The organism is Nocardia sp. AB354 (genome assembly GCF_049538315.1).
Classification (GTDB): Bacteria; Actinomycetota; Actinomycetes; order Mycobacteriales; family Mycobacteriaceae; genus Nocardia; species Nocardia nova.
Window position 1 is genome coordinate 1 of sequence record NZ_JBMVFU010000013.1, and the last position, 13,040, is coordinate 13,040.

Below are 13,040 nucleotides of genomic sequence, written 5' to 3' on the forward strand. Positions count from 1 at the left end.
CAAGGAACTGCAGTCGCTGTGCCTCAACGTCGAAGTACTGTCCTCCGACGGCGCCGCGATCGAGATGCGCGACGGTGACGACGAGGACCTCGAGCGTGCCGCGGCGAACCTCGGCATCAACCTGTCCCGCAACGAGGCTGCGACGGTCGACGACCTCGCGCAGTAGCCGATCGGTCCCGGCGCCCGCATTGGGCGCCGGGGCATAGTTTCCCGCTCCGCGGAAGTGGCAGCGGTCCGCTCCGGCGGAAGAACTAGCGAACTTTGCTCGATACTGAACCCGAACAGGGGAAAGGAAGTTACGTGCTAGACGTCAACTTCTTCGATGAACTCCGGATCGGCCTGGCTACCGCCGAAGACATTCGCAACTGGTCTTTCGGTGAGGTCAAGAAGCCGGAGACCATCAACTACCGCACGCTCAAGCCGGAGAAGGACGGCTTGTTCTGCGAGAAGATCTTCGGTCCCACCCGGGACTGGGAGTGCTATTGCGGCAAGTACAAGCGCGTGCGCTTCAAGGGCATCATCTGTGAGCGCTGTGGCGTCGAGGTGACTCGCGCCAAGGTGCGTCGCGAGCGGATGGGACACATCGAGCTGGCCGCGCCGGTCACCCACATCTGGTACTTCAAGGGTGTGCCGAGCCGCCTCGGCTACCTGCTGGACCTGGCGCCGAAGGATCTCGAGAAGATCATCTACTTCGCCGCCTACGTCATCACCACCGTCGACGAGGATCTGCGCCACAACGAGCTGTCCACGCTCGAGGCGGAGATGGAGGTCGAGAAGAAGGCGATCGCCGACCAGCGCGATGCCGACCTGGAGGCCCGCGCCCAGAAGCTCGAGGCCGACCTGGCCGAGCTCGAGGCCGAGGGTGCCAAGTCCGACGTCCGCCGCAAAGTCAAGGACGGCGGCGAGCGCGAGATGCGCCAGCTGCGCGACCGTGCCCAGCGCGAGCTGGACCGGCTCGACGAGATCTGGACCACCTTCACCAAGCTGGCTCCCAAGCAGCTGATCGTGGACGAGGTTCTCTACCGCGAGCTGCAGGACCGCTACGGCGAGTACTTCACCGGCGCGATGGGTGCCGAAGCCATCCAGAAGCTGATGGAGAACTTCGACATCGACGCCGAGGCCGAGAACCTGCGCGAAACCATTCGCACCGGTAAGGGCCAGAAGAAGCTGCGCGCGCTCAAGCGCCTGAAGGTTGTCGCGGCCTTCCAGTCCAACGGCAACTCGCCGATGGGCATGGTCCTCGACGCCGTTCCGGTGATCCCGCCGGAGCTGCGCCCGATGGTTCAGCTCGACGGTGGCCGCTTCGCCACCTCCGACCTGAACGACCTGTACCGCCGCGTGATCAACCGCAACAACCGCCTCAAGCGACTGATCGACCTCGGCGCCCCCGAGATCATCGTCAACAACGAGAAGCGGATGCTGCAGGAGTCCGTGGACGCGCTGTTCGACAACGGCCGTCGCGGTCGCCCGGTGACCGGCCCCGGTAACCGCCCGCTGAAGTCCCTGAGCGATCTGCTCAAGGGTAAGCAGGGTCGTTTCCGTCAGAACCTGCTCGGTAAGCGCGTCGACTACTCCGGCCGTTCGGTCATCGTCGTCGGTCCGCAGCTGAAGCTGCACCAGTGTGGTCTGCCCAAGCTGATGGCGCTGGAGCTGTTCAAGCCGTTCGTGATGAAGCGTCTGGTCGACCTGAACCACGCGCAGAACATCAAGTCCGCCAAGCGGATGGTCGAGCGGCAGCGTGCCCAGGTGTGGGACGTCCTCGAAGAGGTCATCGCCGAGCACCCGGTCATGCTGAACCGTGCGCCCACGCTGCACCGCCTGGGTATCCAGGCCTTCGAGCCGCTGCTGGTCGAAGGTAAGGCCATCCAGCTGCACCCGTTGGTCTGTGAGGCCTTCAACGCCGACTTCGACGGTGACCAGATGGCCGTGCACCTGCCGCTGTCGGCGGAGGCGCAGGCCGAGGCCCGCATCCTGATGCTGTCGTCGAACAACATCCTGTCCCCGGCGTCCGGCCGCCCGCTGGCCATGCCGCGTCTGGACATGGTGACCGGTCTGTACTACCTGACCCGCCTGGAAGAGGGCGCCAAGGGCGAGTACCGGCCTGCCACCGCGGATGCTCCCGAGCAGGGCGTCTACGCGTCGCCGGCCGAGGCCCAGATGGCCGTCGACCGCGGCGAGCTGACGGTTCGTTCGCTGATCAAGGTGCGCCTGACCGATCAGCGCCCGCCGAAGGACATCGAGGCTGAGCTGTTCCCCGAGGGCTGGCAGCGCGGCGACGCGTGGCTGTGCGAGACCACCCTGGGCCGGGTCATCTTCAACGAGCTGCTGCCCGCGGACTATGCGTTCATCAACGAGCAGATGCCGAAGAAGCGGCAGGCGACGATCATCAACGATCTCGCCGAGCGCTACCCGATGATCGTGGTCGCGCAGACCGTCGACAAGCTCAAGGACGCCGGCTTCTATTGGGCCACGCGTTCGGGTGTCACCGTCTCCATGTCGGACGTTCTCGTTCCGCCGGAGAAGGCCGAGATCATGGAGCGCTACGAGGCGCAGTCCGACCAGATCGAGAAGAAGTACCAGCGTGGTGCTCTCGACCACCAGGAGCGCAACAACGCCCTGGTCAAGATCTGGCAGGAAGCGACCGAAGAGGTCGGTAAGGCGCTGCGTGCGCACTACCCGGCCGACAACCCGATCATCACGATCGTCGATTCGGGCGCCACGGGTAACTTCACCCAGACTCGTACCCTCGCGGGCATGAAGGGTCTGGTGACCAACCCGAAGGGTGAGTTCATTCCGCGGCCGATCAAGTCCTCGTTCCGTGAGGGCCTGACCGTTCTGGAGTACTTCATCAACACCCACGGTGCGCGAAAGGGTCTGGCCGACACCGCGCTTCGTACCGCCGACTCGGGTTACCTGACCCGTCGTCTGGTGGACGTGTCGCAGGACGTCATCGTGCGCGAGACGGACTGTGGCACCGAGCGCGGCATCCTCGTCGCGATCGCCGAGAAGCAGCCCGACGGCCTGCTCATCCGCGATCCGCACGTGGAGACCAGCACCTACGCCCGGACGCTGGCCGCCGACGCGGTCGACGCAGGAGGCAACGTCATCGTGGAGAAGGGTCACGACCTCGGCGACCCCGCCATCGAGGCGCTGCTCGAGGCCGGCATCACCGACGTCAAGGTCCGCTCGGTGCTCACCTGCACCACCGGCACCGGCGTGTGTGCGACCTGCTACGGCCGCTCGATGGCGACCGGCAAGCTGGTCGACATCGGTGAGGCCGTCGGTATCGTCGCCGCCCAGTCCATCGGTGAGCCCGGTACCCAGCTGACCATGCGTACCTTCCACCAGGGTGGTGTCGCGGGTGACGACATCACCGGCGGTCTGCCCCGCGTGCAGGAGCTCTTCGAGGCTCGTGTGCCCAAGGGCAAGGCGCCGATCGCGGAGGTCTCGGGCCGGGTGCGGCTCGAGGACGACGACCGCTTCTACAAGATCACGATCATTCCGGACGACGGTTCGGACGAGGTGGTCTACGACAAGCTGTCGAAGCGTCAGCGTCTGCGGGTGTTCAAGCACGAGGACGGCTCCGAGCGTCTGCTCGCCGACGGCGACCACGTCGAGGTCGGCCAGCAGCTGCTGGAGGGCTCGGCCGATCCGCACGAGGTGCTGCGTGTGATGGGCCCGCGTCAGGTGCAGATCCACCTGGTCCACGAGGTCCAGGAGGTCTACCGGTCGCAGGGTGTGTCCATCCACGACAAGCACATCGAGGTCATCGTTCGCCAGATGCTGCGCCGCGTGACCATCATCGACTCGGGTGCGACGGAGTTCCTGCCCGGTTCGCTGGTGGAGCGTTCGGAGTTCGAGGCGTCCAACCGCCGCGTCGTCGCCGAGGGTGGCGAGCCCGCGTCGGGTCGTCCGGTGCTGATGGGTATCACCAAGGCGTCGCTGGCCACCGATTCGTGGCTGTCGGCGGCCTCCTTCCAGGAAACGACTCGTGTCTTGACGGACGCGGCGATCAACTGCCGCTCCGACAAGCTGATCGGCCTGAAGGAGAACGTGATCATCGGTAAGTTGATCCCGGCCGGTACCGGTATCAACCGCTACCGCAACATCCAGGTGCAGCCGACCGAAGAGGCCCGTGCCGCGGCGTACGCGGTGCCGTCCTACGACGACACCTACTACAGCCCGGAGGGCTTCGGCACCACCACCGGTGCCGCGGTCCCGCTGGACGACTACGGTTTCAGCGACTACCGGTAATCCGGTAGAGGACAACCACATTCGGCCCCCGTTCCGAACGGAACGGGGGCCGAATCGTATTCACGGTTCGCTCGGTGCGAGCGCCTTCGGGTGGAACCGAGTCGAATGAGCGAGGAAACGGACCCGATCACGATCGATCCAGCGGGTAGCCTTCAGGTATGACCGTCGCCCACCATCACCACGACGAACCGATCCGCGGTCGGATGGTGCTGTTGCCGACGCCGCCACCCGGCGGGTTCACCGCCGAAGATCTACCTCGCTTGATGGAAGTAGTCGATGGCAACTTCGAGCTGCTGGACGGTGAAGTCGTGATGATGGCCCCTGCTGATCCCTGGCACGACGAGGTCCGGGACACGCTGAAGGCCGCGTTACGACCGATCCTGCCGACGGAGATGGTCGTGATCTCCGAGAAGGGCATCGACCTGGGCCATTCCGTGCCGGAGCCGGACGTTCTGATCGTGTCGCGGGCCGCGTTCGGGCCGCATACGTCGGTCTACCAGTCGGGGGACGTGCATCTCGCCGTAGAGATCGTCTCGCCCAGCACGAAGACCAAGGATCGCAAACTTCGTCCCGCGCAGTATGCCGAGGCAGGCATCAAGTGCTTCTGGCGCGTCGAGAACGAGGATGACGCGATGGTCGTTTACACGTTCGAGCTGCTGCCCGAGGGCGGTTGCTACGCGCCCAGTGGCGTCTTCCGCAAACAGTTGCGCATCGAGAAGCCTTTCCCGATCGACGTGGAACTGCCCGAAATAACCTGGTAGGCGGCCACGGAAACCCGCCGGCGGGTCGGTTCGCCGATCAGGCTTCCGCTTCGAGGGTGTGGCGGGCGGCGATGAACAGGGTGGTGCAGACGTCGGTGAGTGCGGCGGGGGTGTGGGGTGTGCCGCTCATCAGCCAGTCGACCAGTAGGTGGTTGACGCCGCCGACGAGGGCGACCGCGGCCGCATGTTGTTTGGCCGACAGGGGTTCGGAGCGGGCGGCTGCCCAGGTGGTGGTGACGATCTCCGCGAATTCGCGCAGTACCTCATGGCGGCGTTCCTCCATGGTGGAGGACACGCCGACGGCCTCGATCAGGGCCACTCTGGCAAGTCGCCGATCCTCGGTCAGATATTCGATGAACGTCTGTATTCCGGCACGGGTTCGGTCGTCGATGTCGTCGCCCGCCGATATCATCGCGGCCGTGGTGGCGGCGCGCACCTGGTCCACGACCTCGGAATACAGGGCGGCCAGGCAACTTTCGCGGTCGGCGAAGGATTCGTAGAAATACCGTTCGGTGAGCCGCGCGACCCGGCAGATCTGTTTGACCGAACTGCCCGCATACCCGGTGGTGCCGAAAACCTCCAACGCGGCGTCCAGGATCGCCGCGCGCCGCTGCACGCGGCGCTCGTCCGGCATCAGTCCCTGATACTTCCGTCCCGACATGCCCCTGTCCTTACGTCCCGGCCTATGGCACACTAGAGCATCGTTGCTGACACGCAGGCATGTCAGAATGGAGAACATCCATGACCTCACCGATTGCCGGTCGTGTCGTCGCGGTGACCGGCGGGGCGCGGGGCATAGGCCGGGAGATCGCGCGCGTGCTCGCCGAGGCCGGTGCCCGGGTTGCCATCGGCGACCGGGACGAACCGGCGGCCGTCGCCACCGCGGCCGAATTGTCCGGTACCGTGCGCGGTTTCGCGCTCGACGTCACCGACACGGACTCCTTCCGCGGCTTCGTCGCCGCCGTGGAATCGCTGTGGGGTCCGATCGACGTGCTGGTCAACAATGCCGGGGTGATGTGGGTGGGCCCGTTCGACGCGGAACCCGAGGTCGCGACCGTGCGCATGCTGGAGGTCAATCTGCACGGCGTGATCCGCGGCGTGCGGCTGGTCGCACCGGGCATGCGGGCGCGCGGGCAGGGCCACATCGTCACGATCGCCTCGGCCGCCGCGCGATTGTCTCCGCCCGGCGAATCGACCTACGCCGCGACCAAACATGGGGTGCTCGGCTATCTGACCGGCGTGCGCGAGGAACTGCGCGGCAGCGGCGTGCGGATCTCGGTGATCATGCCGGGGGTGGTCGCGACCGAACTGGCCGCGGGAACCGCCACCGGCGCCGCGAAACTGCTCCAGCCCGCCGATGTCGCCCGCGCGGTGCTGCGGACCCTCGAACACCCTCGTTTCGAGGTCACCGTGCCGCGATACATCGGTCCGCTCGTCCGGCTCGCCGAACTGCTCCCGCAGCGCCTGCGCGATCTGACCTTCCGGCGCATGGTTCCCGATCAGGTCGCCGCGACCCGCGGTTCCACCACCCGCGCGGCCTACGAACGCGGCCTGGCCGATCCCACCGGTGGGGACACCGCATGACGCCCTACCCGCCCGCTCGCTGATTCGGGCGACCACAGACCGCGTCGGCGCAGCATTGAGCCGCCCGCGCCGACGCACCCGGCCTGCCGGTTCCGGTCGACCGGAACCGGCAGGCGCTCGGAAAAGCGATCGCTGTCGCGGGGGGTCGCGAATTACCCGCCGACGTAGGCGGCGAGGTGTTCGCCGGTGAGCGTCGAGCGATCGGCGACCAGATCGGCCGGCGTTCCCTCGAAGACGATGCGCCCGCCGTCGTGGCCGGCCCCGGGACCGAGGTCGACGATCCAGTCGGCATGCGCCATGACCGCCTGGTGGTGTTCGATGACGATCACCGATTTGCCCGAGTCCACGAGGCGGTCGAGCAGGCCGAGCAGGTTCTCCACATCGGCGAGATGCAGGCCCGTGGTCGGCTCGTCGAGAACGTAGATCCCGCCCTTCTCGCCCATGTGGGTGGCGAGTTTGATGCGCTGGCGTTCACCACCCGACAGCGTGGTGAGGGGCTGACCCAGTTTCAGATAGCCGAGGCCCACATCGCCGAGGCGTTGCAGAATCTTGTGTGCCGCCGGGAGTTTCGCCTCACCCGCGCCGAAGAACTCCTCGGCTTCCGCCACCGACATCTCCAGCACCTCGCTGATGTTGCGCCCGCCGAGGTGATAGTCCAGAACCGCCGCCTGGAAGCGTTTACCGTCGCATTCCTCGCAGGTGGTCGCGACGCCGGCCATCATCGCCAGATCGGTGTAGATCACGCCGGCGCCGTTGCAGGTGGGGCACGCGCCCTCGGAATTCGCGCTGAACAGCGCCGGCTTGACGCCGTTGGCCTTGGCGAATGCCTTGCGGATCGGCTCGAGCAGTCCGGTGTAGGTGGCCGGATTACTACGCCGGGATCCGCGAATCGCGCCCTGGTCGACCACCACGACATCGTCGCGGTCGGCGACCGACCCGTGGATGAGCGAACTCTTACCGGATCCGGCCACGCCGGTGATCACACACAGCACCCCGAGCGGGATGTCGACGTCGACATCCTTCAGGTTGTGGGTGGAGGCGCCGCGAATCTCCAACGCGCCGGCCGACTTCCGGGGCGCGTCCTTCAGTTTCGCCCGATCGTCGAGATGGCGGCCGGTGATCGTGTCGCTGGCGCGCAGCCCCTCGATATCGCCCTCGAAACAGACTGTGCCGCCTTGGCTTCCGGCCCCCGGACCCAGATCGACGATATGGTCGGCGATCGCGATCGCTTCCGGCTTGTGCTCCACCACCAGCACCGTGTTGCCCTTGTCGCGCAACTGCAACAGCAGGTTGTTCATTCGCTCGATATCGTGCGGATGCAGGCCGATGGTGGGTTCGTCGAAGACGTAGGTGACATCGGTCAGGGACGAGCCGAGGTGGCGAATCATCTTGGTGCGCTGGGCTTCACCGCCGGAGAGCGTGCCCGCCGGCCGATCCAGTGACAGATAGCCGAGGCCGATCTCGGTGAACGAGTCGAGCAGGTGCTGCAGACCTTTCAGCAGCGGTGCGACCGACGGCTCGTCGAGAGCGCGCACCCATTCGGCGAGATCGCTGATCTGCATCCGGCAGACGTCGGCGATGCTCTGGTCGCCGATCTTCGAGGACCGGGCCTCGGCGCTGAGCCGGGTGCCCTCACATTCCGGGCAGGTCGTGAAGGTCACCGCACGCTCGACGAACGCACGGATATGCGGCTGCAGCGAATCGACATCCTTGGACAGCATCGACTTCTGGATCTTCGGGACCAGCCCCTCGTAGGTGAGGTTGATGCCCTCGACCTTGATCTTGGTCGGCTCCTTGTAGAGCAGGTCGTGCAGTTCCCGCTTGTTGTACTTGCGGATCGGCTTGTCGGGGTCGAACAGCCCGCAACCGCGGTAGATGCGGCCGAACCAGCCGTCCATGCTGTAGCCGGGGATGGTGAGCGCACCCTCGTTGAGCGACAGGCTCTCGTCGTAGAGGGCGGTCAGGTCGAAATCGGTGACCGAGCCCATGCCCTCGCAGCGCGGGCACATACCGCCGAGCCGGTGGAAGGTCGCCTTTTCGGCCTTGGTCTTACCGCCGCGCTCGACGGTGATCGCACCGCTGGCGGTCACCGAGGGCACATTGAACGAATAGGCGTTCGGCGAGCCGATCTGCGGCTGGGCGAGGCGGCTGAACAGGATGCGCAACATCGCGTTGGCGTCGGTGGCGGTGCCGACCGTGGAGCGGGGGTTGGCGCCCATCCGCTCCTGGTCGACCGAGATCGCGGTGGTGAGGCCGTCCAGGAAATCGACCTCCGGCCGCGACAACGTCGGCATGAAGCCCTGGACGAAGGCGCTGTAGGTCTCGTTGATCATCCGCTGCGATTCCGCGGCGATGGTGCCGAAGACCAGCGAACTCTTCCCCGATCCCGAGACGCCGGTGAAGACGGTCAGGCGACGCTTGGGAATTTCGACGCTGATGTCCTTGAGGTTGTTGACCCGCGCACCGTGTACGCGGATCAGGTCGTGGGTGTCGGCAACGTGCCGGTCCGGCGTCGAGGCCTTGCTCATGGTTTCTCCAATTCAGGGTGGGCGGCCTGGTCCGCCGGGCCGGCTCGGTTGTCGGGGTCGGCTCAGGAGGCCTGTTGGATCCGCAGCAGATTGCCCGAGGGGTCGCGGAACGCGCAGTCGCGCAGTCCGTAGGGCTGGTCGGTCGGCTCCTGCACGACCTCGGCTCCGTTCGCCTGCAGCCGCTCGAACACCTCGTCGACGTTCTTGGTCGCCAGGTTGAGGCTGGCGAAGGTGCCCTTGGCCATCATCTCGGAGATGGTGCGCTGCTCTTCTTCCGTGACGCCGGGGGTGGCGTTCGGCGGGTAGAGCACGATCGAGATGTCCGGCTGTCCGGCGGGGCCGACCGTGATCCAGTGCATGCCCTTGAAGCCGACGTCGTTGCGCACCTCGAAGCCGAGCGTGTCGCGGTAGAACGTCAGCGCGGCCTCCGGATCGTCTTGCGGGAGGAAGGTGTCGTGAATGGTGATGTCCATGTCGCTCACGCTAATTCCTACTCGGTAACCTGCGCTTCTCGATTCCTGATCGGTCTGGTCACCTGTTTCGCGACACACGACGGCATGCCCAGAGTGGCGTCGGCGGCCTCGCGCCGGTAGACGCTCGGCGGCACTCCGACCAGTTCGGTGAAGCGGGTACTGAAGGTGCCCAGCGATTGGCAGCCGACCTCGAAGCACACCTCCGTCACGCTGAGATCACCCCGGCGCAGCAGCGCCATCGCGCGTTCGATTCGCCGCGTCATGAGATATCCGTACGGCGATTCCCCGTAGGCGAGGCGGAACTGCCGGCTCAGATGCCCCGCGGACATGTGCACATCGCGCGCGAGGGCCTCCACATCCAGGGGCTTCGCATACTCCCGGTCGATGCGGTCGCGGACCTTGCGCAGCCGGGCGAGATCGCGCAGGCGCGGGTCGGGGGCAGGTGTGCTGCTCACACCGCGATGGTGCCACGCGGCGCCGACATTGCCCAGCAACCCTCACCACGAGCGGGACGAGGGGTGGCGGCGGACGAGGTCAGCGCTCTCGGACCGGTGGGCATTTCTTCCCCGCGAGATGGCATTTGTCCTCGAAACCCGCGGGTAGCCAATTTCCGGACAGCAGCAGCGGATGATTCGGAAAGTGCAGATGGGCGGCGACGACGAATATCAGTACGGCCCAAGGTGTTCGGACCTGCCACTGGTGGAAGGTCCGATCGCGGTCGACGTAGCGCGCGACCACCTGATCGGCGGCGGTCAGGTCGATCGTCTCCAGCGATGCCCACCGGATCCGGAAGGAGTAGTCGGGGTTGGTGAGGTGAATGCGGCGGTCGGAGATCATCACCGAACCGGGGCGTTCGGCGATCCAGCGCGGTTGCGACGCGGCCTCCGCACGCTGGCGCCGGGCCTGATTCACCAGCGCGTTCCCCAGTTGCGCGGCCGCGACGAAGGAGGCGCTGCCCGCGACGTAGATGTTGTTGCGGGTCCAGCTGCCGTCCCCGGGCGCCCGCCAGAACGACCAGGTCGCCGGGCCTTCCGCGATACAGACCTCGCCCGGGTCGATCCGGATCCGGGTGGACTTGACGGGCATCCGCGCCAACTCCTCGCGACGCAGCAGATCGAGCACCCCGCAGGTGTACAGCAGGTGGTCGTCGAACCACGTCCATCCGGCCCGGTCGGCGAGGGCCCGGTCGATATCGGCCAACGGGTCGAACACTGCGATCTCACCACCTTCATCGACATACGCGACGCTGGATATCCACGGTATCGGAGGAGCCACCGCCCGGCGAGGGCCGGCGGATCCGCCCGGTAAGCTGCTGACGCCTCGGTGGGTTCGACCAGAAGGGGGACCGTGGCCGCACTCGCGATCGGCGAGACGTTCGCCGGTTACCTCATCGAGGGCGTCCTCGGCCGTGGCGGAATGGGAACGGTCTATCTCGCCCGCCATCCGCGGCTGCCGCGCAGGGTGGCACTGAAGCTGCTCGACCGCGAGGTCTCCGCCGATCGAGAGCGCCGCCGCCGGTTCGATCAGGAAGCCGATATCGTTGCCCGCCTGGAACATCCGGGCATCGTGCGGATCTACGACCGCGGCGCCGATGCCGGACACCTGTGGATATCCATGCAGTATGTGCACGGTACCGATGCGGCGCGGCTGGACCGGCGGGCTCTCACCACCGAGCGGGTGTTGCGCATCGTCACCGAAACCGCTGCGGCACTGGACTACGCGCACAGCAAGGCGGTATTGCACCGCGACATCAAACCGGCGAACATCCTGCTCGAGTCACCCGACGCCGGTCGCGCCGAACGGGCGGTCCTCACCGATTTCGGCATCGCCCGATTACAGGACGCCGATACCGAACTCACGGTGACCGGCACCCTCACCGCCACTCTCGCGTACGCCTCCCCGGAACAGCTCTCCGATGAACCGCTCGACCATCGGTGCGACCAGTATTCCCTGGCCTGCACCCTGTTCACCCTGTTGTGCGGCCGGCCGCCCTATGCCGGGACCAATCCCGGGCAGGTGGTCGCCGGGCACGTCACCAAACCGATTCCCCGGCTGACCGCGGTGCGATCGGACCTGCCGCCGGCGCTCGACGCGGTGCTCGTGCGGGGGATGGCGAAACACCCGGGCGAGCGGTACGGCAGCTGTGGGGAATTCGCCGCCGATCTACGAAATGCCTTCCACGGCAGAGGATCTGGTTCGGTACGCGATGTGTATCACGCCCCGGACCGTGCCGAGGAGGAAGGGGCGGCGGCAGTCACGCAGGCGGGATTTCCGGTGCGGCAGGCATTCGACGTGCCGGGACGGGGGCATCGACCGACGCGGGGCGAGCCGTCGATCGCTTCGCCGGCGGTTCCCATCGGGGCGCGGCCGAGGAGGTGGATCCGGCGGGGCGCGGCCGTCGCCGTAGTCGCGGTCCTCGTGGCCGGAGCGGGGCTGGCGATCGGGGAGCTGTCGGGCCGGGGTTCGGCTCCTGTCGGCTGGGATGCGAAACATCGGCTGATCGTGGACAGTTTCCCGCAGTTGTTGTCCGATCGGCCCGGGGAGACGGGGTGGTCGGGGACCCGGTGCGCGGTCGATGCGACGACGGGAGAGCGAGCGGCCGTCGCCTGCGAGAATCCGGATCGGGATCTGCGCGTGGAGATCGTCGATCTCGAAAATAGCGATGCCGCAGTCGAATTCGCCGCGGACGCCAGTAGACACAGTGGGGACCTGCTGGCGAAGCATCCAGGTTTCGCGGATCCGCTGGATGTGGTGTTGCCGACGCCGGACTCGACCGGGACGCAGGACCTGTACACATTGTTCCCCCGGGACGCGCAGCGTTCCCGATTCGTCCTCGGCCTGCGCTGGACCAAACATGCGGCGCTGGAGATCTACGATCGCTGGTGGCCGCAGCTGCCGATGGGGGTCGCCGCGCCGGATGCGACAGCCACCCCCGATGCGAAAGCCGCGGCGCCCGACAGCGTTCCGTGGTGCTACGCCACCCGGACCGCGACCGACGTCAACGACGACGCGCCCGGCGGCACCGCATCCGGCCCGGACGCCGTGCTGGGCTACGAATACGCGCGGTACGACACCCGAAGCGGTTCGGCGGCCCGGGAATACGTCGCTCCGGAATCGACCGCCGTCCCCTCCGCCGAAACCCTGCAGAGGCAGATCGACCAGGTCCCCGTCGGCACCCAGCACTGCGTGCACGTGACCGGTGGAGATGTCCCGGACCGCTACCGGGTGCAGGTGTTCGAGCGCCGCCCCGACCGCGGTTTCCTCTATCGCGCCTACACCGCCATCACCACCACCCGTGACGGCCGGGTGTTCATCCGGGAAATCAGGAACTGACCCCGGCACCGAGCCGGCTCGTTCGAGGTTTGGGCGGAGGAGGGCATTACGGCCATCGATCGCTGGTCCTGCGGCACTTCACAGGGCGTCCGACGCGGTCCTAACGT

The 13,040-nt window shown here is 66.7% G+C and carries 9 protein-coding genes; 4 read left to right on the forward strand and 5 right to left on the reverse strand.

Translation table 11 applies throughout. The features are described 5' to 3' along the window. Nucleotides 1-300 precede the first annotated feature (300 nt). On the forward strand, nt 301-4,254 hold the full coding sequence (locus tag ACPCUW_RS19660; RefSeq protein WP_423426338.1) for a DNA-directed RNA polymerase subunit beta': 3,954 nt from the start codon (nt 301-303) through the stop codon (nt 4,252-4,254). Nucleotides 4,255-4,412: 158 nt separating this feature from the next. Then, a complete protein-coding gene (locus tag ACPCUW_RS19665) occupies nt 4,413-5,015 on the forward strand; it encodes a Uma2 family endonuclease (protein ID WP_063013683.1) in 603 nt (200 codons plus the stop codon). 37 nt (nt 5,016-5,052) lie between these two features. Here ACPCUW_RS19665 and ACPCUW_RS19670 read toward each other — a convergent pair whose 3' ends face one another. Continuing rightward, a complete protein-coding gene (locus tag ACPCUW_RS19670; protein ID WP_063013681.1) occupies nt 5,053-5,676 on the reverse strand; it encodes a TetR/AcrR family transcriptional regulator in 624 nt (207 codons plus the stop codon). Nucleotides 5,677-5,756: 80 nt separating this feature from the next. Between ACPCUW_RS19670 and ACPCUW_RS19675 the strand changes: the two genes are divergently transcribed. Continuing rightward, complete coding sequence (locus ACPCUW_RS19675) at nt 5,757-6,599, forward strand: SDR family oxidoreductase (protein ID WP_423426340.1); 843 nt, start codon at nt 5,757-5,759, stop codon at nt 6,597-6,599. 152 nt (nt 6,600-6,751) lie between these two features. Here the strand turns inward: ACPCUW_RS19675 and ACPCUW_RS19680 are convergent, their stop codons facing one another. From ACPCUW_RS19680 to ACPCUW_RS19695, 4 genes are all read right to left on the reverse strand, one after another. Beyond that, nucleotides 6,752-9,127, reverse strand: a complete 2,376-nt coding sequence (locus ACPCUW_RS19680; protein ID WP_423426342.1) for an ATP-binding cassette domain-containing protein — start codon at nt 9,125-9,127, stop codon at nt 6,752-6,754. 62 nt (nt 9,128-9,189) lie between these two features. Beyond that, nucleotides 9,190-9,600, reverse strand: coding sequence for a VOC family protein (locus ACPCUW_RS19685; protein ID WP_030517086.1), 411 nt, complete (start codon nt 9,598-9,600; stop codon nt 9,190-9,192). 17 nt (nt 9,601-9,617) lie between these two features. Beyond that, nucleotides 9,618-10,055: a helix-turn-helix transcriptional regulator gene (locus ACPCUW_RS19690; protein ID WP_030517087.1), complete on the reverse strand. Its 438-nt coding sequence runs from the start codon at nt 10,053-10,055 to the stop codon at nt 9,618-9,620. A 79-nt stretch (nt 10,056-10,134) separates the two neighbouring features. Continuing rightward, the gene (locus ACPCUW_RS19695) at nt 10,135-10,812 is read right to left on the reverse strand and encodes a hypothetical protein (RefSeq protein WP_423426343.1); all 678 of its coding nucleotides are present in this window, start codon (nt 10,810-10,812) and stop codon (nt 10,135-10,137) included. A gap of 135 nt (nt 10,813-10,947) precedes the next feature. Here ACPCUW_RS19695 and ACPCUW_RS19700 point away from each other — a divergent pair, with 135 nt between their 5' ends. Next, on the forward strand, nt 10,948-12,933 hold the full coding sequence (locus ACPCUW_RS19700; protein ID WP_423426345.1) for a serine/threonine-protein kinase: 1,986 nt from the start codon (nt 10,948-10,950) through the stop codon (nt 12,931-12,933). Nucleotides 12,934-13,040 lie beyond the last annotated feature (107 nt).